Origin of the sequence: Planktotalea sp. (assembly GCF_018607965.1) — a bacterium.
GTDB lineage: Bacteria > Pseudomonadota > Alphaproteobacteria > Rhodobacterales > Rhodobacteraceae > Planktotalea.
Map to the genome: position 1 here is coordinate 1 of NZ_JABBAM010000084.1, position 22,704 is coordinate 22,704.

Below are 22,704 nucleotides of genomic sequence, written 5' to 3' on the forward strand. Positions count from 1 at the left end.
ACTTCCGTTGACTGCCTCATGCCCGAACCCTTTTCACAAAAAACAGCGCTTTAGAAAGCATCACCCGCACCTGCAAGCCCTGAATTTCCCCCTAGCTTTCCCTAGCCAGAACAGAGCGAAGGGGCTACACTAACCTCCAAACGAACCTCAGGAGATAGATATGTTCAATTTTCGCACCCTCTTGTTAAGTGCCAGTGCCACCGCGTTATTGGCTGGATCAGCTTGGGCTAAGTCCGATATCACGGTTGCCTTGCAACTTGAGCCGCCGCATTTGGATCCAACATCTGCCGCAGCTGGTGCGATTGATAGCGTTCTTTATTCCAACGTGTTTGAGGGGCTGACGCGTTTCATGGCGGATGGTTCGGTTGTCGCTGGACTGGCGGCAAGCTGGGACATTTCCGAGGACGGCCTGACCTATACATTCACACTGCGCGATGGTGTGATGTTTCATGACGGCACAACGATGGATGCGCAGGATGTAAAATTCTCGCTTGATCGCGCGCGCGCTGAGGATAGCACGAACGCACAAAAGGCGCTTTATGCAGGCATCACGGATGTTTCTGTTGTCGACCCGATGACCGTGACGCTAACTTTGGCAGAAGCAAATGGCAGCATGTTGTTCAACCTTGCGTGGGGTGACGCTGTAATCGTTGCGCCAGAAAGCATTGAAAATATCAAGCAAATGCCGATTGGCACGGGCGCGTTCAAATTTGTGAACTGGGTGCAAGGTGACAAGATCGATTTGGCGCGCAACGATGCCTATTGGGGCGACGCACCCACGCTTGAGAGCGCAACGTTCAAATTTATCTCTGATCCAACAGCTGCGTTTGCCGCGGTGATGGCACAGGATGTGGATGTGTTTGCGGGATTTCCAGCGCCTGAGAACTTGCCACAGTTCGAAGCAGATCCACGTTTTCAAGTGCTTGTCGGTAGTTCAGAGGGTGAAACGATCCTGTCCACCAACAACAAGATGCCCCCTTTTGACAACGTGAAAGTGCGCGAGGCCCTTGCCCACGCGATTGATCGTCAGGCAATTATTGATGGTGCCATGTTTGGCTATGGCACACCAATCGGCACACATTTCGCACCGCACAATCCCGATTATGTCGACCTAACCGCTGGCTCTGCGTATGATCCTGCGAAGTCTAAGGCGCTCTTGGCTGAAGCTGGTTTGGCGGATGGTTTTGAAACAACCTTGCACTTGCCACCCCCCTCTTATGCGCGCCGTGGGGGTGAAATCATTGCCTCACAACTGGCAGAGGTTGGGATCAAGGCAGAGATTATCAACGTCGAATGGGCGCAATGGTTGGAAACGGTTTTCCGTGGAAAGACTTTTGGTTTGACCGTCATCAGCCACACAGAGCCGTTTGACATCGGCATCTACGCGCGTCCGGATTATTATTTCCAGTACGACAATCCTGAGTTCCAAACGTTGATGACCAAGCTAAATGCGACGGCTGATCCTGCGATGCGCTCTGACATGATTGCGCAGGCGCAGACTACGATTTCGCAAGACTATGTGAACGGGTATTTGTTCCAGCTGGCCTTCCCAACAGTCGCGGATGCTAAAGTTCAAGGTATATGGGAGAACGCGCCGACACAGGCGACCGATCTGACTGGCGTAAGCTGGTCCAACTAAGCGGAACACGGATTTTCTCGTAAGATTTAAACGCCTTTAGAAACGCGCGCGCAACGCATCAATGCGCGCGCGTATTTCGTTTCGGATCGGACCTTCGTTTGGTTGGTCTGCAAGTGTTGTGCACCAATGTTCGGGTGGACTACGGCCCCGTGAATTACCCTCAAAACGCAAATCCCGCAGCACCGATTCGGCATTTTTGGATAAACGCGTTGGCATTTTCTGATCATTTAGAACGCCCCAGATACGGGTCCAGCAACGACCAACGCTCCATGGATTGTAACCGCCCCCGCCAAGGACCATGAGACGAGGCGACATATTCATAAGTGATTTGGCAATCTCTGCATGAGCGTTGTTCGAAAGCGACAATCGGGAAAGCGGATCTTCCTCAATCGCGTCTGATCCGCATTGAAGAACGATTGCATCAGGCGCAAATATATCAACGGCTGGGACAATCAGTTCTTCCTGCACCACCCGCATTTCACTATCGTTCAGACCACGCGGTACGGGTAAATTAAACGAACTGCCCCCTGCTGTTTCCTCCAACGCGCCTGTGAATGGCCAGCGCTTTTCCTCGTGAACAGAAATCATGCGCACGCTTGGATCAACGCTAAACTCGACCTCGACGCCGTCAGGATGATGCGCGTCGATATCTATATATGCGACACGTTCGGCACCATGATGTTGCAGCGATTTGATCGCCAACACGGGATCATTCAGATAGCAGAACCCGTTCGCACGGTCCGGCATTCCGTGATGCGTACCACCGCCCGGTACATGAACTATGCCGCCATTCGACAGCAATTCACCCGCCAACATCACACCACCCGCACCTGTAGCAGGACGTCGAAACATCTCTGCAAAGACAGGGTTCGAGTGGGTCCCAAGCTGGAATTGATCACGCTCAAGATCGCTTACCACGCCGCGTCGTTCTGCCCTTGCCAGCGCGGACACGTATTCAGGCGTATGAAACGCCCATAGTGCCTTTGGTTTGGCGCGCGGTGACGTCACGTATTGCGCATCTGGCAACCAGCCCAGCGCACGGCTTAGATCCATCACGGTAGAAACACGCGGCACGCGCAACGGGTGCAGCCCGCCGTATGACGAACCGCGATAAATTTCAGACCCAATAAAAAGCGGTTGTTTCAGCATTCCTTTGACATACAGCGCCACGTCATAACGACAAGCCCTCTGGACCCCTGCGCGCCCGTCGCCTAGCGTGTTTGGATGCTGCGCTATTCGCTCAAACGTCTGCTGTCCCTTGTGATCAGCCTTATCATCGCCAGCCTCGTCATCTTTTTGGTGATCGAGGTCGCGCCGGGTGATCCTGCCAGCTTTATGCTGGGCATAAACGCGCAAGAGGATACGCTAAATGCGCTGCGTGAAGAATTGGGGCTGAACCAGAGCAAGTTTGAACGCTATGTGTCTTGGTCTAAAGGTATGTTACTGGGCGATTTCGGCACGTCCTACACCTATCGCACCCCCGTCGCCCAAATGGTTGCGGATCGCCTTTGGGTGTCTTTGCCCCTTGCGCTATATGCTTTGGCGCTCTCTACGATCATCGCGTTTCCTGCGGGAATTTATGCTGCTTCGCGTCGTGGTGGTGCGGGGGATGTGTCTATTATGGGGGCCACGCAATTGGGGGTCGCGATCCCGAATTTCTGGTTTGCGATGATGTTGGTGCTGGTCTTTGCGATCAACCTGCGATGGTTTTCTGCGGGTGGTTTTCCGGGATGGGAAGAGGGGTTCTTCAACGGCATCAAGGCCCTCACCCTTCCCGCCATCGCGCTCGCCCTGCCCCAAGCTGCAATCCTTGCGCGCGTCATGCGCTCGTCCTTGCTGGATATCCTGAACGAAGATTTTATCCGAACTGCCCGCGCCAAAGGTTTAAGCCGCCGGCAAGCCCTTTGGCGCCACGCATTGCGCAACGCGCTTATCCCCGTCCTTACAATCATCGGTCTGCAATTTTCGTTCCTGCTGGCTGGATCAATCATCATTGAACAAGTGTTCTACCTGCCCGGCCTTGGGCGCCTTGTCTTTCAATCCATATCCCAACGCGATTTGATCGTTGTGGAAAGCGTTGTGATGTTACTGGTGTTCGCCGTCATCGTGGTGAACTTCATCGTCGATCTTGCATATGCGTGGGTCGATCCACGTCTGAGGTCACGCTCATGAAATCGCGCAATCTTATCATAGGGGGCCTCCTGACGGCGATCTTCCTTACCGAAGCGCTTATCAGCTTTGTGTGGACCCCTTTTGACGTCACACAGATGAATATCTCGTCGAAATTGAAAACGCCAAACGGCACCAATTGGCTTGGCACGGATCACTTTGGACGCGACATCTTCTCGATGATCATGGTCGGCGCGCGTACGTCGATAGCTGTTGCATTGGTCGCGGTCAGTATCGGTATGTTCATTGGTGTGCCCCTTGGTTTGGCGGCGGCTGCGCGCCAAGGTAGCCTGCTGGACGAGGTCATCATGCGCGGTAATGATCTGGTGTTCGCCTTTCCCTCACTCGTGATTGCGATCCTGATTACAGCCGTCTTCGGACCCGGTGCCGTGAACGCAATCATTGCAATCGGTATCTTCAACATCCCGGTGTTCGCGCGCCTTACACGCGGTGCCGCCCTGCCGCTATGGCAACGTGAATTCATCATGGCGGCGCGTGTCGCAGGCAAAGGCAGTTCACGCATATCGCTCGAACACATCCTTCCCAATGTGACCAACCTTTTGATCGTTCAAGGCACCATCCAATTCTCGCTTGGCATCCTTGCAGAAGCTGGCCTGTCCTACGTCGGCCTTGGGGCACAACCACCCCTGCCCAGTTGGGGGCGCATGTTGGCCGACGCGCAAACCATGGTCAGCTTTGCGCCCCATCTTGCGTTGATCCCCGGTGGGGCGATTATTTTGACGGTGCTTGGATTGAACCTGATGGGCGACGGTCTGCGCGATCTGCTTGATCCCCGCATCAGGGTGGATCGCACATGAGCTTGCTCTCGATCCAGAATTTGAAATTGTCGATCCATGGCACGCCCATCCTAAAGGGTGTCAGCCTTGATGTGGCACAGGGCGAAATCGTCGCGATCACAGGGGAAAGCGGGTCAGGTAAATCCCTGACTGCATTCTCAGTCATGCAGTTGTTGCCGCGTGGCACAGGAACGACAGGGTCGATTCAACTGGACGGAACAGAACTGTTGAACGCCTCCGACGCCGCGATGTGCGACCTGCGCGGTAATGATATTGGTATGGTGTTCCAAGAACCCATGACCGCACTGAACCCTTTGATGACCATCGGCGATCAGGTGATGGAAACGATCCTGCTCCATACATCTGCAACCCGCGATGAGGCGCGTATCAAGGCGGAAGAGACCCTCACCCGCGTCGGCCTCTCCCCTGAAAAATTCAAGCTTTCCCGCTTTCCACACGAGTTGTCAGGCGGCCAACGCCAACGCGTTGTGATCGCTATGGCAATCGCCTTGCGTCCGCGCCTTTTGATTGCCGATGAACCAACCACAGCGCTGGATGTCACTACCCAAGCGCAAATTTTGGACCTGCTGAAAGACCTCGTGCAGGATTTTGGCATGGGGCTGCTGATGATCACCCATGATCTTGCCGTCGTCTCTGATATGGCAGATCGGATCGTCGTGATGCGCCACGGTGACGTGGTTGAAACCGGCGAAACCAGCACGTTATTTTCCAACATGCAGCACGATTACACGCGCGCGCTTTTCGCGGCCTCGTCGCACGAGGTTGATCTACCCGATAACACGCGGCCCGATGACGCTTTGTTGGTCGTCAAGGACGCGGTTCGCGACTACCCGAAACCACGCACCCAGCTGTTCGCTCCACGCGAATATACGCGCGCTGTGAATGGCATCAGCTTTACGTTGAAAAAAGGCGAACGCATCGGCCTTGTCGGTGAAAGCGGCTGTGGAAAATCTACACTGACCCGCGCAATCCTTGGGCTTGAACCGCTGCAAGGCGGCTCAATCACCGCCTTCGGGGAAGAGGTCGCACCAGACATGCCAGCCGCCTTACGAGCTGGTTTGCAAGTGGTGTTTCAAGACCCCTACGGCAGCTTCAATCCTCGCCACAAAGTCGCGCGCATCGTGACCGAACCGTTCCATTTGCTACCGGATCCACCAAAGGGAAAAGACCGCCAGAACCGTATTTCCGAGGCACTTATCGCGGTTGGTCTACGTCCCTCAGATGCAGACAAATACATCCACGCGTTCTCAGGCGGCCAACGCCAACGCATAGCAATCGCGCGCGCGTTGATCATTCGACCCGAGCTTATCATTTTCGATGAAGCCGTCAGTGCGCTTGATGTGTCTATCCGCGCACAAATTCTTGATCTGATTGCAGCGCTGACCCAAAGCCACGATCTAAGTTATCTCTTCATAAGCCATGACCTATCGGTCGTGCGCACAATCACCGACCGCGTTCTGGTGATGAAAGACGGCCAAATTGTCGAGGATGGCCCAACCGAGCACGTGTTCAGCCATCCCAAACACCCCTACACCGCCAGCCTGATCGCAGCCGCACCGACACTGCCAGATGTGAAAGGTCCAATCAATGTCCCTACCTGACCTCCCTTTCGATCCATCCCATTGCTTGATCAGTGGATCATGGTGCGCACCAATTGCTGGCCAAACAGTAACGCTGGTTGATCCGTCTGACGGCAGCGACCTCAGCCAAATTGCACGCGGCCAAAGCGCGGACATCGACGCCGCCGTCCAAGCTGCACAAAATGCGCTGACCGGCGAATGGGGCAGCAAAACCGCCTTGGAACGTGGGCGCATCTTAACGCGCATCGGCCAACTCGTTTTAGAGCACGTCGATCTGCTTGCCGAATTAGAAGCGCGCGATGTCGGAAAACCCCTGACCCAAGCCCGCGCAGACGCCATCGCATTGGCGCGCTACTTGGAATTTTACGGTGGTGCGGCGGACAAAGTGCACGGCGAAACCATTCCCTACCTAGACGGCTACACCGTCTACACATTGCGCGAACCCCACGGCGTCACGGGCCACATCGTGCCTTGGAATTACCCGATGCAAATCATTGGGCGCTCAGTCGGTGCAGCCCTCGCGATGGGCAATGCAACCGTTTTGAAACCTGCCGAAGAGGCCTGTCTTACTGCCCTCATGTTTGCCGAGATCACGCGCCAAGCAGGTCTACCAGACGGAGCCTTGAACGTTGTGCCCGGTCTTGGAGCCGAGGCAGGCGCCGCGCTCTCTGCACACAAAGGCGTTCAGCATATTTCCTTCACAGGCTCCGTCGCAACCGGCGCGCTGGTGCAGCAAGCGGCTGGCGCGAATGTTATTCCTGTGACGCTTGAACTGGGCGGCAAGTCCCCGCAATTGGTGTTCGAGGACGCCGATCTCGAAGAGGCCCTTCCATTTCTGGTCAACGCAGGCATTCAAAACGCAGGTCAGACCTGTTCGGCCTCGTCGCGTATCCTCGTGCAAGCCAGCCGTTACAGCGAAGTCGTCGCAGCAATGTCTGAACGCTACAAAGCCCTGCAGGTCGGTCCCGCGATGGATGATCTCAATGTTGGTCCCCTTATTTCAACGCGCCAAAAGGAAATCGTCACGGGGTTCTTAGAGAAAGGTAGCGATCTCCAGATTGCTGCCAAAGGCCAAATCGCCGGCTATGCACCAAGCAGCGGCGCATACGTCGCGCCCCATCTTCTGCTCTGTCCCGATCCAAATCATCCTCTTGCGCAACAAGAAATCTTTGGACCCGTCCAAGTCGTCATTCCATTCCAAGACGAAGCCGACGCGATCGCTATTGCCAACGGCACAGACTACGGCCTTGTCGCCAGCATCTGGACGCAAAACGGAGCCCGCCAAATGCGTCTCGCCAAGGCGCTGAAATCGGGTCAAATCTTCATCAACAATTATGGTGCAGGCGGCGGTGTTGAACTTCCATTCGGAGGCGTTGGAAAATCAGGACATGGGCGCGAAAAAGGGTTCGAGGCACTTTACGGGTTCTCAACCTTAAAAACGGTTGCCGCCAAACATGGTTAAACGCGCCGATTCACAGTGCAAAGCAGGAGAATAGTATGCGACTTCAAGATAAAACAGCCATCGTCACAGGCGCAGGATCAGGTTTTGGCGCAGGCATCGCCCGCAAGTTTGCGGATGAGGGCGCAAAGGTCATCGTCGCGGACATCAACGCGGAAGCCGCTCAAACTATTGCAGACGAAATCGGCGGCATTGCCTGCACCGTCGACGTGAGCAATCGCCAAAGTGTGCAAGACATGTCCGACGTCGCCCTTAAAACGCTCGGTCACATAGATATCATCGTTAACAATGCGGGTGTCACCCATCTGCCCGCGCCAATGGACACCATCTCAGAAGATGATTTTGATCGTGTTTTCGCCGTCAATTGCAAGTCCGTCTATCTGATCAGCCAAACGTTCATCCCCAACATGAAGGCCCGTAAATCGGGCACAATCCTGAATGTCGCCTCCACTGCAGGCGTCAGCCCGCGCCCAAATCTTAGCTGGTACAACGCCTCTAAAGGGTGGATGAACACCGCCACCAAATCCATGGCTGTCGAGCTTGCCCCCATGGGCATCCGCGTCAACGCGCTCAACCCCGTCGCTGGTGAAACGCCGCTGCTCGCCTCCTTCATGGGCGAAGACACCCCAGAACGACGCGCGCAGTTCCTTGCAACCATCCCAATCGGGCGGTTTTCGACACCCGAAGACATGGGCAACGCGGCCTGCTATCTCTGCTCAGACGAGGCTAGCATGATCACAGGCGTGTGCATGGAAGTCGACGGTGGCCGCTGCATCTAACGACACCAACTTCACCTTTTCCAAATATCCCCGCCGGAGGCTCTTCCCTATGCAACCAGGCCCCACCAACCTGATCACAGATGTGCACGGCCTCAAAGTGGGCCAAGCCCAAAACGACGCGCTGAAATCCGGCACAACAGTTGTGACTGCAGACAAACCCTTAACCGCCTCCGTCCACGTCATGGGTGGTGCCCCAGGCAGTCGCGAAACAGCGCTACTTGATCCCGACAAATCGGCCCCGGGGGTAGATGCGTTTGTGCTCTCTGGCGGATCGGCGTTTGGCCTAGATGCTGCAAGTGGCGTGATGCAGGGGTTACGCAAAATGGGTCGTGGTTTCGCGGTTCACACAGCCCGTGTTCCCATTGTGCCTGCTGCAATCATTTTCGATCTCATCAACGGTGGTGATAAAGACTGGGACAATAGCCCCTACCCTGCGCTTGGCGAAGAAGCACTGCAAAGCGCAACCGCACAGTTCAATCTTGGAACACATGGCGCAGGTGCAGGTGCAATGAGCGCGACTTTGAAAGGCGGCACAGGCTCTGCCTCGCTCGTTTTAGAGAGTGGGATCACCGTCGGTGCCTTGATGATCGCGAACCCAATCGGATCTGTTACAACGCCGGGCGAGAAACATTTTTGGGCGGGGTCCCAAGAAATCGACGATGAATTCGGCGGCCTTGGCCCCGATCCACGCAGCGGTCTTGGGCGCGATATGAAATCCGACAAGATCACTGCTATGATGCGCCAAGCCAACACGACCATCGGTGTGGTCGCAACAGACGCCCACCTGACCAAAGCCCAGTGCAAACGCTTGGCAATCGCGGCCCATGATGGCATCGCGCGCGCATGTATGCCTGCCCACACTCCCATGGACGGTGACCTCATTTTTAGTGCGACAACAGGTGCGAAGACGCTCGAAAATCCCAACTATGAATTGGCGATGATCGGCCACGCAGCCGCGCTTTGTGTCGCACGTGCGATCGCGCGCGCGGTCTACGCGGCCACGCCCGCAAAGAACGACTTGCTGCCAACATGGCGCGAAAAGAACGGTGCTTGAACGATGCCCAGCTTCAAAACTTCAGACATTGAAATGCACTACGAAATCGACGGCGCAGGCCCACCTGTTTTCCTAATTGCGGGTATGCTTAGCGACAGCGCAAGTTGGGGCCCGATGATAGCGCCGCTCGCTGAAAAATACACTGTCATCCGACCTGACAACCGCACGACAGGGCGTACGAAACCTGCACTTGCCCCCACCTCACCCCCACAAAACGCTACCGATATCTTAGCGCTTATCGATCATCTCGATATTCCAACGGCACACATCATTGGCCATTCAATGGGCGGCTACATTGCCGCCGAATTTGCAAGCCTCGCCCCCCAACGCACCACATCGCTCACACTTTTGTGCAGCGCCCCAATGAACCTCGCGCGGTCTTGGCATCTGTTCCAAGGGTTCTGCGATGTTCGGAAATCTGGTCCAGAGGGTTTATGGTTGCGCTGCCTTTTTCCTTGGCTGTTCCATCACAAATTTTTTGACAATCCTGCCCAAAATGAAGGCGCTGTTGCGGGCTCTCTCACATACCCATACGCGCAATCCTTGGACGCGATGCAGCACCAGCTAAACGCGCTCAAACAATATGACCCCAGCGATCTTGTTCATCGTATCAAAGTTCCCACACTTGCCTTGCTCGCGCAGAACGATCTGATTGTTCCCCACAAAGAGGCCCTTGAGTTGCTAACACAAATCCCCAATGTTGACGTTCAAACGGTGGCGCACGCAGCCCACTCCATCCACTGGGACGCGCCCGCTGCTGTCCTTGAGTACCTCATTACTTTCATGAAGGGACACCGCCATGACAACTGATCGCTTCGACAATTCCTTCACCGCAGGTACGCCCAAAACCGCGCAAGCCATAGATGATTTCACGCATGGCTTCCTCGCATATCAACCCAAAGCCGCCAATATCCTCGCCGCCGCCGAAGCCGCGCCAGATCACGCTCTCACAAATACATACGCAGGTATGCTTTGGATGTTCCTCGAAGCACCGGTTGCCGCCTTAAAAGCCGCGCCCTACATCGCGCGTGCCAAAGCTGGCGTCGACATGAACGAACGCGAACACTCAAACCTGAAAATTGCGGAAACATGGGTCGGCGGCGACGTGCCTGAAACCATGCGCTTGTGCGAAGCACACAGCGATTTGTATCCGCGCGATCTGGTCATCATCAAGCTCGCGCAATACCTCTACTTCAACGTAGGCGACGCCCCCAGCACGTTACGCGCAGGCCTCAAAGCCCTCCCCGAAGCCGCGACCAAACCCTTCGTTCACGGCATGATCGCCTTCGGATACGAGCAATGCCACCAACTAGAACACGCCGAGAAAAGCGCGCGCCATGCCATTGGAATTGAACCCACGGACGCATGGGCACATCATGCCATCGCCCATGTGATGTTGACACAAGGTCGCGTGATTGAGGGTGCAAAATTCATGGAAGACATGGCCCCGCGCTGGGAGGGCCTAAATAGTTTTATGTATAGCCACAACTGGTGGCACCTCGCGCTGTTCTACATTTCAATGGGTCAACACGACGAGGTCCGCGCAGCCTATGACACCCATGTGTGGGGGTTAGAAAAGAACTTCGCCCAAGATCAAATCGGCGCTGCGTCCTTACTTGCGCGCATGGAACTTGCGGGCATTGATGTGGAAGATCGCTGGAAAGACGTTGCCGACCACATCGCGCGGCGCGGCCCAGACACGACGTTGCCGTTCCTTACGATGCAATACCTCTACGCGCTTGGCCGATCGGACAATCCGATGGCTGACACACTCATCAGTGCTATCAAACAAAAGGCCAGCGCGCCGGGCTATGATCAGGATGTCTGGCGCAACGTCGCCCTGCCCGCATGCGAAGGTCTGCTAGCCTACACACGCGGCGATTTCGAGACAACGGTCAAGCAACTCGGTCTTGCTCTGCCACGTATGGCAGAAATCGGTGGCAGCCATGCCCAACGGGATCTATTCGAACAAGTACACTTGGATGCGCTGATGAAAACGGAACGCTTAGCACAAGCCCAGCAAGTGCTAGAAATGCGCCGCACGTTTGATCCAGATGGCGTCCCACTTAACCAAATGCTTGCAGAGGTTTATGACAAAACAGGTCTGCCAGATCTCGCTGAAACAGCCCGCAATCGCGCGCCAGCCTAGGCTTCACCTTTTACAAATATCCTCGCCGAAGGCTCTTAAACTTCTTCGACCTGCATAACCCCATCAAGGCTTTTCAACGCGCCTTTGATTTGCGGGTTCACAGGGAATTCACGGCCTAAATCAATCTCGACCTCGCCGGGCAAACCGCTGTCCATCAAGCACAACATTACAGGTCCACGCGCGCCCTGTTTCACAGTTTCCTGCGCACGCAAAAGAACCGACGCAATATTTGTGACCGCCCCCGAATTTTCGACGAAAATTCGCAGCGCCGTTTGGCCGGCGTCAGCTACCACAACATCAATCGGTGCAACGGAACGACCCAGCAGTTTTAGCTGATCGCTTTCCATTGTGGCCTCAACGGTCACAACAACCTTCGCGCCAGTTTCCAAATAGTCGCGACACTTGTCCAACGTATCCGAGAACAAAGTCACCTCATACGCGCCCGTCGTGTCGCTGAGTTGCGCAAACGCAAATCGATTGCCACGCGCAGATTTACGTTCTTGACGGCCTGCAACAACACCCGCGAGCTTTGCAACCAGCGCACCGCCTTCGGCTTTGGCGGTCACTTCGTCCAGCGTCATGACGCCCTTGCGTTTTAAAGGGGCCATGTAGTCATCCAGCGGATGGCCCGACATGTAAAACCCAACTGCGCGGAACTCTTCGTTCAGGCGTTCCGCTGGCATCCAGTCTTGCACAGGCGACATACGAGGTTCTGGCAGATCAGCACCCGCTTCACCAAAAAGCGACACCTGATTTGAATTCTTCTGCTCAAAAATCGCGCTGGAATAACTAACCAACCCATCAAGGCTGTCGACCATGCGGCGACGGTTCGGATCAAGTTGGTCAAACGCACCAGAACGCGTGAGCATTTCCAAAGGACGCTTACCAACACGTTTCAAATCAACGCGACGCGCCAGATCAAAGACTGTTGCAAACGGCTTGTCATCGCGCCCTTCGACGACCAACTTCATCGCCTCGACACCCACGTTCTTCAAAGCGCCCAGCGCATAGACTAGCTCGCCCTTGACCACTTTGAATGTCGCATCAGAACGGTTCACACAGGGCGGCACCCAAGGCAGATCGAGGCCCTTTTTGACCTCTTCGAAATAGACCGCCAGCTTATCTGTAAGGTGGATATCGCAGTTCATGACGCCTGCCATAAATTCAACAGAGTGGTTCGCTTTCAGCCAAGCCGTCTGATAGCTGACCACCGCATAAGCCGCCGCGTGGGATTTGTTGAAGCCGTAGTTGGCAAATTTCTCAAGAAGGTCGAAAACTTCCGACGCTTTCTTTGCAGGGACACCATTTTCCTTGGCGCCCTTTTCAAACTTGGGACGTTCCTTCGCCATTTCCTCGGCGATTTTCTTACCCATCGCACGACGCAGCAAATCAGCGCCGCCAAGCGAGTAACCCGCCATGACCTGCGCAATTTGCATAACCTGTTCTTGGTAAACGATGATGCCTTGGGTTTCTTCCAAAATATGGTCGATCAACGGATGCACGGACTCAAGTTCCTTGATCCCGTTTTTCACTTCACAATAGGTCGGAATATTCTCCATCGGACCCGGACGATATAGCGCCACGAGGGCAACAATGTCCTCGATACAGGTCGGTTTCATCCGCTTTAGGGCATCCATCATGCCCGAACTTTCCACCTGAAACACGGCCACGGTTTTCGCGGATGCGTATAGTTTGTAGCTTGCCTCATCATCCAGCGGGATCGCACCGATGTCATCGACAGTTCCAGCAGGTGGTTGGTAGAGCTCTGTTCCGTCAGCCGCGATATGCAATTGGCGACCACTGGCCGTGATCTGTTCCATCGCGTTTTGGATAACAGTCAGGGTTTTCAGGCCCAAAAAATCGAATTTCACCAGACCCGCTTCTTCCACCCATTTCATGTTGAACTGGGTTGCGGGCATGTCGGAACGTGGATCTTGATACAGCGGGACAAGCGCGTCCAAAGGACGGTCCCCGATCACTACCCCCGCAGCGTGGGTGGACGCGTTACGCAGCAGTCCTTCGACCTGTTGGCCGTAATCCAACAGACGTTTTACGATCTCTTCATTGCGATATTCTTCGCGCAGACGCGGTTCATCCGCGAGGGCCTTTTCAATCGAAACAGGCTTTACACCGTCAACAGGGATCATCTTGGAAAGACGATCCACCTGCCCGTATGGCATTTGCAAAACACGGCCAATGTCACGCACGGCGGCCTTTGAAAGCAAAGCACCGAACGTGATAATCTGGCCCACCTTGTCGCGACCATATTTCTTTTGAACGTATTGAATCACCTCTTCGCGACGATCCATACAAAAGTCGATGTCGAAGTCGGGCATCGAAACACGTTCGGGATTAAGGAAACGTTCGAACAGCAGCGAATAGCGCAGCGGATCAAGGTCGGTCACTGTCAGCGCATAAGCCACAAGCGAACCCGCACCAGAACCACGACCCGGACCAACAGGAATGCCATTGTCCTTGGCCCATTGGATAAAGTCCGCAACGATCAGGAAATAACCGGGGAACCCCATGCCTTCAATAATGCCAAGTTCGAAATCAAGGCGCTCTTGGTATTCTTCCAAAGTCACCGCATGGGGGATTACGGCAAGGCGCTTTTGCAAACCCTCATTGGCGATACGGCGCAGTTCTGCGACCTCGTCATCGGCAAATTTCGGCAAGATCGGATCACGGCGATAGGTTTGGAACGCGCAACGTTTCGCTATCTCAACCGTATTTTCAATCGCTTCGGGCAGGTCTGCGAAAAGCGTAACCATTTCTTGCTGGGATTTGAAATAATGCTGCGCTGTCAGTTTGCGACGTGGATCTTGTTGATCAACGTATGCGCCATCCGCGATGCAGATTAGCGCGTCGTGGGCTTCGTACATATCCGTCTTTGGGAAGTAGACATCGTTCGTTGCAACCAAAGGAATGTTCTTGGCATAGGCCATTTCAACAAAGCCGCGTTCGGTCAGGCATTCACTTTCAGGAAGGCCCCCATTCTCAGGATGACGCTGCAATTCCACATAAAGGCGATCCCCGAATGCAGAGTGCAAACGGTCCATCAAAGCCTCTGCCGCAGGGCGTTGTCCGCCTTGCAGTAGTTTACCAATCGCACCTTCTGGGCCACCTGACAAACAGATCAGACCCGCATTCAGCGTATCGAGTTCATCCAATGTCACCTGCGGCAACTGCCCGCCGTTGTCCACATACAGACAACTGTTCAGCTTCATCAAATTCTCATAACCGCGCTCTGTTTGCGCCAGTAAAACCAAGGGAGCAGGTGTCTTTGCGCGCTCCCCCGGTTGCGGTGTCAGATACGCAATGTCGACCTGACAGCCCACGATAGGCTGGATACCTTTACCCGAAGCCCCGACCGAAAACTCCAAAGCCGCGAACAGGTTATTGGTGTCGGTCACCGCCACCGCTGGCATATCCATCGAACGGCACAGATCGGGCAGCTTTTTCAGCCGCATCGCACCTTCAAGCAACGAATATTCGGTATGGGTGCGCAGGTGAATGAATCGGGGTGTGTTTGTCATGGTCTCACTCTACTGGCCAAGTGCGAGCAAGAAAATCGCTAAACATTCATTTGCAAGAAAGAGCTTGCCAGTTCTGCGATTCCTACCGAATATGAGGGCCAATCAGATAGCCCGCAGTGCTTCTACGCCGCATCGAAGCAATGCATATTCTAGGGCAAATGTACCGCGGCGGGCATAGACATGAGTATAAAGTTTCTTCTGAATGGAGAGACGGTAGAGCTAACTGACGCAAGTGCGACGGTTACTTTGCTAGATTGGCTGCGTGAAACGCGCGGACTAAACGGCACTAAAGAAGGCTGTAACGAGGGCGATTGCGGGGCGTGCACCGTAATGGTGACGGACCCTGACGGTGCCAAAGCCTTGAACGCGTGCATTTTGTTCCTGCCGCAATTGCATGGTAAAGCAGTCCGCACTGTTGAGGGATTTGCAGGCCCAGACGGCACTTTGCACCCCGTGCAAGATGCAATGGTGGAACACCATGGATCGCAATGTGGATTTTGTACGCCCGGCTTTATTGGTTCGATGGTCACAGCGCATCGCCAAGGGCGCAGAGATTTTGATGATGCTTTGGCAGGAAACCTGTGTCGCTGCACGGGCTACGTCCCGATTATTCGCGCGGCTGAGGCAGCTGCGAACAAACCCGTTCCCGATTGGGTTAAGGATGTTGCACTAGACGTCGGTGCAAATGCGTTGTCGCCTGAAACTGTCGAAGAGTTGGCAGCTTGGTATCTGGCAAATCCTGACGGGACATTAATCGCAGGTGCGACAGACGTTGGTTTGTGGGTAACGAAACAATTGCGCGACCTTGGTGCGATTGCCTTCCTCCACCGTTGCCGCGACTTGAAAAAAATCGATGCCCAAGGTGACACTTTGCGCATTGGTGCGGGGGTTACGATGGCGCAAGTGCACCCCGTATTAAAAAAACATCACCCATCTTACGCAGAAATGGTACGGCGCTATGGTTCTGAGCAAGTCCGCCAAGCCGCAACGATTGGCGGCAACATCGCCAACGGGTCGCCCATAGGGGATAATCCGCCTGCTTTGATCGCTTTAGGGGCGATCTTGCATCTGCGCAAAGGGGACGTGCGTCGTGACTTGGCGATTGAAGATTTCTTCTTATCATATGGGAAGCAAGACCGCTCGGCGGGTGAATTTGTCGAGGCGGTGACGATCCCAACGAACGCTAAAGCGCTGCGTTGTTACAAACTTTCAAAACGCTTTGATCAGGATATTTCTGCCGTTTGCGGGTGTTTCAATGTCGAGGTCAATGAAGGCAAGGTCGCTTCTGCGCGGATCGCATTTGGCGGAATGGCGGAGACACCGAAGCGGGCAGCTGCGGCAGAGGCAGCTTTGCTAGGCAATGCTTGGAACGAAGCAACTATAGAAGCCGCAGCACATGCAATGGAAGATGACTACACCCCCATGTCGGACATGCGGGCCTCTGCCGAATATCGCATGCAAACCGCACAAAACATGTTGAGGCGTTACTTTGCAGAGCTTGCTGGAATGCCCATCTCAATCTTGGAGGTACGGGCATGAGCGTTCATAAATCATTGCCCCACGACGCTGCCGCTCTGCATGTAACGGGTGCTGCGCGGTATGTGGATGACATTCCGACACCAAGCGGCACGTTTCATCTGGCCTTTGGGCAAAGTGAAATCGCACATGGTGAGATCGTCGCGATGGACCTGACTGATGTACGCAGCGCGAAGGGTGTTAAGGCGGTTATAATCGCCGCTGATCTACCGTTTGAGAATGATGTTAGTCCGTCGAACCATGATGAGCCACTTTTAGCAGACGGCACTGTTCACTACGTAGGTCAGCCAATTTTCTTGGTGTTGGCTACCTCTCATTTGCTGGCCCGCAAGGCCGCGCGTTTGGCAAAGGTGCATTACGATGAACGGCCCGCGCTTTTGACAATTGACGAGGCGATGGACGCGAATAGTCGCTTTGAGGACGGTCCACGGATTTATCAAAAGGGTAACGCTGAAAGCGCAATTGCGAAGGCTGCGCATACTGTTAGCGGCGTGATTGAGATGGGTGGGCAAGAGCATTTCTATCTTGAAGGTCAAGCTGCCCTCGCATTGCCCCAAGAAGCGGGTGATATGGTGGTGCATAGTTCGACACAGCACCCCACAGAAATTCAACACAAAGTAGCGGAGGCTTTGGGCATTCCCATGAATGCGGTTCGCGTTGAGGTGCGCCGCATGGGGGGTGGTTTTGGTGGCAAGGAGAGTCAGGGGAACGCTTTGGCCGTTGCGTGTGCCGTTGCTGCGCGCTTAACAGGCCAGCCGTGTAAGATGCGGTACGACCGCGATGATGATATGGTGATAACAGGCAAGCGGCACGACTTCCGCATTGCCTATGAAGCAGGATTTGATGAAACGGGACGCGTGACTGGCGTGAGTTTCGGTCACTACACGCGCTGTGGTTGGGCGATGGATTTGTCTTTACCCGTCGCGGACCGTGCGATGTTGCATTCTGATAATGCATATCACCTTGAGAATGCGCGGATTGAAAGCCATCGTTTGAAGACCAACACCCAAAGTGCCACGGCTTATCGAGGGTTTGGTGGACCGCAAGGGATGCTTGGGATTGAGCGTGTGATGGACCATATCGCACATGACTTAGGGCGTGATCCCTTGGACGTTCGGCGCGTGAACTATTACGCGCCAATGGCGGTTGCACGTGCGGATGCCTCCGGCGGGGATATTTCTGGAAAGGGGAAGCCACAAACGACGCCCTATGGGATGGCGGTTGAGGATTTCATTTTACACGAGATGACGGATGCTTTGGCCGTATCCTCTGATTACGATGCGCGCCGCGTGGCGGTCGATGCATGGAATGCGAGTAATCCAATCTTGAAGAAAGGGATCGCACTGACGCCTGTGAAATTCGGGATTTCTTTTACCTTGACGCATTTGAATCAAGCCGGTGCACTTGTGCATGTGTATTCTGACGGTTCCGTCCACATGAACCATGGCGGCACCGAGATGGGACAAGGGTTATTCCAGAAAGTGGCCCAAGTGGCAGCGGCGCGATTTGGGATTGATGTGCGTGATGTTAAGATCACGGCCACAGACACATCGAAGGTGCCAAATACATCAGCGACGGCTGCTTCGTCGGGATCTGATTTGAATGGAATGGCTGTGAAAGCTGCGTGTGATACGATCCGTGATCGCATGGCTAATTTTTTGGCTGAGCGCCATGGGGTTTCCCCATCCGATGTTATTTTTGCAGATGGAATGGTGGGGGTTGCAGGTGCAGAGTACCGATTTTCCGAGGCCGCATCGCTGGCCTATCAGAACCGGATTTCATTGTCTGCAACTGGTTTTTACAAGACACCTGATGTCGCTTGGGATCGCATTAAGGGCCAAGGGCGTCCGTTTTTCTACTTTGCCTATGGAGCCTCTGTGAGCGAAGTTGTGATCGATACTTTGACAGGCGAAAACTGCATTTTGCGCACTGATATTTTGCATGATGCGGGATCATCGCTGAATCCTGAATTGGACATTGGACAAGTAGAAGGTGGTTATGTTCAGGGGGCCGGTTGGCTGACGATGGAAGAGCTGGTTTGGGACAAGAAAGGTCGTTTGCGCACGCATGCACCGTCAACGTATAAAATTCCCGCGTGTTCTGATCGTCCCGATATTTTTAATGTCGCACTTTGGGAAAATATTAACCCGATGCAGACTATTTACCGATCAAAAGCCGTTGGGGAGCCGCCGTTTATGCATGGAATTTCTGCGTTGATGGCGCTGTCAGATGCAATTGGCGCATGTGGCGACACGTATCCAGCACTGGATGCACCTGCGACGCCTGAGAGAATTTTAAAGACGGTTGAACGGGTGCGCCGTGGGGTTTGATCTGGATGCGCTTCGCTGTGCGATAGAGCGTCATGGCCACGTTGCCCGAGTTGTGATTGCTGACGTGAAAGGGTCTTCTCCGCGCGAGGTTGGTGCGTCGATGCTGGTGTGGGCCGGTGGCCAAAGCGGGACAATTGGTGGTGGTGCTTTGGAATTCGAACTTTCCAAACGCGCCTTGGGCGTTCAAGAAAAAGCACTAACCCGTCACGCGTTGGGACCGCAGTTGGGTCAGTGTTGTGGAGGAGCGTTGCAAATCGTGACGGAGGTTTTTGACGCCGTTAACCTGCCTCAAACTGAGGATGATATCGTTGCGCGATGCGTTGTTGGAACCAAGGGCACACCGCTAAAAGTGAAACGTATTCTGGCAGATGCACGTAGCCAAGGCATCACCCCACATGCGCAACTTTGCGAGGGTTGGTTCATCGAACCGATTGCCAGACCTACGCGACCCCTTTGGATCTGGGGCGCTGGACATGTGGGACGCGCGATAGTGAGCACCTTGGCGCCGCTTCCAGAATTTGCGATCACTTGGATTGACACCAGCGACGCACGCTTTCCAGAGAGCAGTTCCGAAAATGTCACAAAACTATCTGCGGCGAACCCTGCTTTGCTTGCTCGACATGCACCCCTGAACGCGGAACATTTGATCCTTACATATTCTCATGCGCTCGATCTCAAACTCTGCCATCAGTTGCTGATCCATAGCTTCGCGTTCACAGGTCTAATCGGTTCTAAAAGTAAGTGGGCACGTTTTCGCAATAGGCTGGCTGCGCTAGGCCATACAAACGAACAAATCTTACGCATTACCTGCCCTATTGGCGACCCTCACCTTGGGAAACATCCACAAGCTATTGCGATTAGCGTTGCCTCTCGGCTACTGATGAACGCGAAATCGCTTGCCCAAACACAAAGGACGACCGCGTGACAGAACCGCTGATGCGTCTTAGCGGCCTGACCAAGGCCTACCCCGGTGTCGTCGCCAATAGCGATGTGTCCTTTGATATTCATAAAGGCGAAGTGCATGCTTTGCTTGGCGAAAATGGCGCTGGAAAATCGACCTTGGTCAAAATGATTTACGGTTTGGTTAGGCCCGACACTGGGACAATGACGTTGAGCGCATCCCCTTTTGCGCCCTCTGCTCCAAGTGCAGCGCGTCTGTCAGGTGTCGCGATGGTGTTCCAGCATTTCTCGCTGTTTGAAGCGTTGGATGTGGCCGAAAACATCGCGCTTGGGATGGAAAACGCGCCCAAGCAACGTGATTTAGCCGCCAAGATCAAAGACGTATCCCACCAATATGGCCTGCCATTAGATCCCTACATGCGTGTGGGTGATTTATCTGCGGGCGAACGCCAACGCGTTGAAATCATTCGCTGTCTTTTACAAAATCCCAAACTTTTAATCATGGATGAGCCAACATCTGTTTTAACGCCTCAAGAGGTGGAAATCCTGTTCAAGACCCTGCGCCAATTGAAATCAGAGGGCACCGCGATCCTTTATATTTCGCATAAACTGGAAGAAATCCGCAGCCTGTGCGACACGGCTACGATCCTACGCTTAGGTAAAAAAGTGGCGACCTGCACGCCTGCCAACACCAGCGCGAATGAGCTGGCCGAGATGATGGTCGGCGAGACATTGCATGTGCCAGAACGCGCGGCGGGTGCGTTTGGCGACGTTTTATTAAACGTGAACAATCTATCCCTGCCTGCGCCAAGCGAATTTGGGACAGCTTTGAAAGATGTGAATTTTGAAGTCCGCGCAGGCGAAATTTTGGGCATCGGTGGTGTTGCAGGAAATGGCCAGGATGAATTGCTCGGCGCACTTTCGGGCGAAGTCATTAGCCAACAAAATAGTGTGACAGTGCGCAGCAAGGACATTAGCAGGCTTGGCCCACAAAAACGACGTGCTTTGGGTGTGCTTGCAGCACCTGAAGAACGCCTTGGACACGCCGCTGTCCCCGACATGAGTTTGTTTGAGAACGCTCTTTTATCGGCATCACTGCGCAAGAACATGGTTAAATCAGGTTTCATTGATTGGCGGATAGCCAAGGATTACGCGGACGAGGTTATCAAGGCATTTGACGTGCGCACCCCGAGTTCTGCGAATGCGGCCCGATCCTTATCTGGCGGTAATTTGCAGAAATTCGTGATCGGTCGTGAGGTCTTGCAAGCCCCTGATATCTTGATCGTGAACCAACCCACTTGGGGTGTTGACGCCTCTGCGGCGGCATCCATTCGGCAATCTTTGATGGATCTCGCTGAAAAAGGTGCGGCGGTTGTTGTGATCAGCCAAGACTTGGACGAACTCATGGAAATCTCTGACCACTTTGCCGCGTTGAACGAAGGGCGAATGTCCCCGATCCGCCCTGTGCAAGGACTAAGCATCGAAGAAATTGGCCTGATGATGGGCGGCGTTCACAATACTTCGGAGAGTGCCGCATGATCCGCCTCGAAAAACGTGCACAGCCAAGTCAGTTCTGGACCTTCGCCACACCTTTCCTTGCTGTCCTTATGACAATGATTGTCGGTGGGATCATGTTCGCGGCCCTCGGCAGCGATCCTTTCGAGGCGATCCGCATCATTTTCTGGGACCCTCTTTTTAGCGAACAATTTGCGGCCTATTCGCGGCCACAGCTCTTGGTCAAAGCGGGGCCGTTGATCTTAATCGCGATCGGCCTTTCATTCGGCTTTAAAGCGGGCATTTGGAACATCGGCGCAGAGGGCCAATACATCATCGGTGCGATCTGCGGCGCGGGTATGGGATTGGCGTTTTACCCGTCGGAAAGCTTCGTCATTTTCCCTTTGATGATCCTTGCAGGCGCGCTTGGTGGATGGGCTTGGGCGATGATCCCTGCAGTTCTGAAAGTGCGCTTTGGGACGAATGAAATTCTTGTTTCCTTGATGTTGGTATACGTTGCAGAAGCATGGCTCGCGTCTGTATCCTCGGGCTTGCTGAAAAACCCTGACGGAATGGGCTTTCCCGGCAGCCGAAATTTGCAGCAATACCCCGCAGCCGCAAATCTGGAGATTTTCCAAGGCACAGGCATGCATTGGGGTGTGTTAACCGCCTTCATTGCAGTGATTTTCGCATATGTTCTCTTCTCACGTCACATGCTTGGCTTTCAAATCCGACTTGCAGGTGAAGCCCCCCGCGCCGCCCGTTTTGCAGGTGTCAGCCCAGCGCGCATCGTGTTTTTGTGCCTTGGCATGGCAGGTGCGTTAGCAGGTATGGCAGGTATGTTCGAGGTCGCAGGACCAGCCGGACAAATCACTATCGACTTCAATTCTGGCTATGGCTTCACAGCGATCATCGTCGCATTCCTAGGTCGCCTGCACCCTGTTGGAATTCTCTTTGCGGGCCTGCTCATGGCGCTTACATACATCGGTGGGGAGCTTGCCTCACTTATGCTGGGCATACCATCTGCGGCAATTCAACTGTTCCAAGGCATGTTGTTATTCTTCTTGCTCGCAACCGATGTTTTCATCAATTTCCGCGTTCAAATTGGAACTGGAGAGGTCGTATGATCCATAGTTTAAAGATGCCTCTAATCATGGGATCCCTAATGGGCATAATGATGTTGTTCATGCTACATGGAATGACGACGGGAGAACGTTCTACGACGGGATCAGCCGCACTTGTCTTCATTGGTGCGCATCTT

16 protein-coding genes are annotated in these 22,704 nt (G+C 54.2%); 14 read left to right on the forward strand and 2 right to left on the reverse strand.

The window, feature by feature from the left end; all coding sequences use genetic code 11:
* The first annotated feature begins 160 nt into the window (after positions 1-160).
* Positions 161-1,639: an ABC transporter substrate-binding protein gene (locus QZ279_RS08050; protein WP_293449830.1), complete on the forward strand. Its 1,479-nt coding sequence runs from the start codon at positions 161-163 to the stop codon at positions 1,637-1,639.
* Between the two features lie 36 nt (positions 1,640-1,675).
* Here QZ279_RS08050 and QZ279_RS08055 read toward each other — a convergent pair whose 3' ends face one another.
* A complete protein-coding gene (locus QZ279_RS08055; protein WP_293449832.1) occupies positions 1,676-2,788 on the reverse strand; it encodes an acetoin utilization protein AcuC in 1,113 nt (370 codons plus the stop codon).
* A gap of 75 nt (positions 2,789-2,863) precedes the next feature.
* On the opposite strand from QZ279_RS08055, the gene QZ279_RS08060 reads away from it, so the two are divergent.
* From QZ279_RS08060 to QZ279_RS08095, 8 genes are read left to right on the forward strand one after another with little or no spacing between them, the layout of a single operon-like run.
* Complete coding sequence (locus QZ279_RS08060; RefSeq protein WP_293449834.1) at positions 2,864-3,811, forward strand: ABC transporter permease; 948 nt, start codon at positions 2,864-2,866, stop codon at positions 3,809-3,811.
* Entirely contained in the window at positions 3,808-4,626 is an 819-nt protein-coding gene (locus QZ279_RS08065) for an ABC transporter permease (protein WP_293449836.1), read from the forward strand. Before QZ279_RS08060 ends, QZ279_RS08065 begins: the two co-directional genes overlap by 4 nt.
* Positions 4,623-6,227, forward strand: coding sequence for a dipeptide ABC transporter ATP-binding protein (locus QZ279_RS08070; protein WP_293449837.1), 1,605 nt, complete (start codon positions 4,623-4,625; stop codon positions 6,225-6,227). The genes QZ279_RS08065 and QZ279_RS08070 overlap by 4 nt, the downstream gene beginning before the upstream one ends.
* Positions 6,214-7,668, forward strand: coding sequence for an aldehyde dehydrogenase family protein (locus QZ279_RS08075; protein ID WP_293449838.1), 1,455 nt, complete (start codon positions 6,214-6,216; stop codon positions 7,666-7,668). Before QZ279_RS08070 ends, QZ279_RS08075 begins: the two co-directional genes overlap by 14 nt.
* 35 nt (positions 7,669-7,703) lie before the next feature.
* Positions 7,704-8,444 carry an SDR family oxidoreductase gene (locus QZ279_RS08080; protein ID WP_293449839.1) on the forward strand — a complete coding sequence of 247 codons (741 nt, stop codon included), beginning with the start codon at positions 7,704-7,706 and terminating at the stop codon, positions 8,442-8,444.
* Positions 8,445-8,493: 49 nt separating this feature from the next.
* Positions 8,494-9,498 carry a P1 family peptidase gene (locus QZ279_RS08085; protein ID WP_293449840.1) on the forward strand — a complete coding sequence of 335 codons (1,005 nt, stop codon included), beginning with the start codon at positions 8,494-8,496 and terminating at the stop codon, positions 9,496-9,498.
* Between the two features lie 33 nt (positions 9,499-9,531).
* Positions 9,532-10,308 carry an alpha/beta fold hydrolase gene (locus tag QZ279_RS08090; protein ID WP_293449841.1) on the forward strand — a complete coding sequence of 259 codons (777 nt, stop codon included), beginning with the start codon at positions 9,532-9,534 and terminating at the stop codon, positions 10,306-10,308.
* The gene (locus tag QZ279_RS08095) at positions 10,298-11,647 is read left to right on the forward strand and encodes a tetratricopeptide repeat protein (RefSeq protein ID WP_293449842.1); all 1,350 of its coding nucleotides are present in this window, start codon (positions 10,298-10,300) and stop codon (positions 11,645-11,647) included. The genes QZ279_RS08090 and QZ279_RS08095 overlap by 11 nt, the downstream gene beginning before the upstream one ends.
* Positions 11,648-11,682: 35 nt before the next feature.
* On the opposite strand, the gene dnaE is transcribed toward QZ279_RS08095, so the two are convergent.
* Positions 11,683-15,183, reverse strand: coding sequence for a DNA polymerase III subunit alpha (dnaE, locus tag QZ279_RS08100; RefSeq protein ID WP_293449844.1), 3,501 nt, complete (start codon positions 15,181-15,183; stop codon positions 11,683-11,685).
* 180 nt (positions 15,184-15,363) lie between these two features.
* On the opposite strand from dnaE, the gene xdhA reads away from it, so the two are divergent.
* Genes xdhA through QZ279_RS08125 form a run of 5 tightly spaced genes read left to right on the forward strand, consistent with a single transcriptional unit; the run spans position 15,364 to position 22,570 of the window.
* Positions 15,364-16,722, forward strand: coding sequence for a xanthine dehydrogenase small subunit (xdhA, locus tag QZ279_RS08105; RefSeq protein WP_293449846.1), 1,359 nt, complete (start codon positions 15,364-15,366; stop codon positions 16,720-16,722).
* A complete protein-coding gene (xdhB, locus tag QZ279_RS08110) occupies positions 16,719-19,049 on the forward strand; it encodes a xanthine dehydrogenase molybdopterin binding subunit (RefSeq protein ID WP_293449848.1) in 2,331 nt (776 codons plus the stop codon). The genes xdhA and xdhB overlap by 4 nt, the downstream gene beginning before the upstream one ends.
* On the forward strand, positions 19,039-19,974 hold the full coding sequence (gene xdhC, locus QZ279_RS08115) for a xanthine dehydrogenase accessory protein XdhC (protein ID WP_293449849.1): 936 nt from the start codon (positions 19,039-19,041) through the stop codon (positions 19,972-19,974). Before xdhB ends, xdhC begins: the two co-directional genes overlap by 11 nt.
* Positions 19,971-21,488 carry an ABC transporter ATP-binding protein gene (locus QZ279_RS08120; protein WP_293449850.1) on the forward strand — a complete coding sequence of 506 codons (1,518 nt, stop codon included), beginning with the start codon at positions 19,971-19,973 and terminating at the stop codon, positions 21,486-21,488. Before xdhC ends, QZ279_RS08120 begins: the two co-directional genes overlap by 4 nt.
* On the forward strand, positions 21,485-22,570 hold the full coding sequence (locus QZ279_RS08125; RefSeq protein WP_293449851.1) for an ABC transporter permease: 1,086 nt from the start codon (positions 21,485-21,487) through the stop codon (positions 22,568-22,570). Before QZ279_RS08120 ends, QZ279_RS08125 begins: the two co-directional genes overlap by 4 nt.
* The last annotated feature ends 134 nt before the right edge of the window (positions 22,571-22,704 follow it).

Bases quoted from the DNA above. Each gene is read 5' to 3' on its own strand.
- QZ279_RS08050 (WP_293449830.1), top strand. From the start codon at position 161: ATGTTCAATTTTCGCACCCTCTTGTTAAGTGCCAGTGCCACCGCGTTA.
- QZ279_RS08055 (WP_293449832.1), bottom strand. From the start codon at position 2,788: ATGCTGAAACAACCGCTTTTTATTGGGTCTGAAATTTATCGCGGTTCG.
- QZ279_RS08060 (WP_293449834.1), top strand. From the start codon at position 2,864: ATGCTGCGCTATTCGCTCAAACGTCTGCTGTCCCTTGTGATCAGCCTT.
- QZ279_RS08065 (WP_293449836.1), top strand. From the start codon at position 3,808: ATGAAATCGCGCAATCTTATCATAGGGGGCCTCCTGACGGCGATCTTC.
- QZ279_RS08070 (WP_293449837.1), top strand. From the start codon at position 4,623: ATGAGCTTGCTCTCGATCCAGAATTTGAAATTGTCGATCCATGGCACG.
- QZ279_RS08075 (WP_293449838.1), top strand. From the start codon at position 6,214: ATGTCCCTACCTGACCTCCCTTTCGATCCATCCCATTGCTTGATCAGT.
- QZ279_RS08080 (WP_293449839.1), top strand. From the start codon at position 7,704: ATGCGACTTCAAGATAAAACAGCCATCGTCACAGGCGCAGGATCAGGT.
- QZ279_RS08085 (WP_293449840.1), top strand. From the start codon at position 8,494: ATGCAACCAGGCCCCACCAACCTGATCACAGATGTGCACGGCCTCAAA.
- QZ279_RS08090 (WP_293449841.1), top strand. From the start codon at position 9,532: ATGCACTACGAAATCGACGGCGCAGGCCCACCTGTTTTCCTAATTGCG.
- QZ279_RS08095 (WP_293449842.1), top strand. From the start codon at position 10,298: ATGACAACTGATCGCTTCGACAATTCCTTCACCGCAGGTACGCCCAAA.
- dnaE (WP_293449844.1), bottom strand. From the start codon at position 15,183: ATGACAAACACACCCCGATTCATTCACCTGCGCACCCATACCGAATAT.
- xdhA (WP_293449846.1), top strand. From the start codon at position 15,364: ATGAGTATAAAGTTTCTTCTGAATGGAGAGACGGTAGAGCTAACTGAC.
- xdhB (WP_293449848.1), top strand. From the start codon at position 16,719: ATGAGCGTTCATAAATCATTGCCCCACGACGCTGCCGCTCTGCATGTA.
- QZ279_RS08125 (WP_293449851.1), top strand. From the start codon at position 21,485: ATGATCCGCCTCGAAAAACGTGCACAGCCAAGTCAGTTCTGGACCTTC.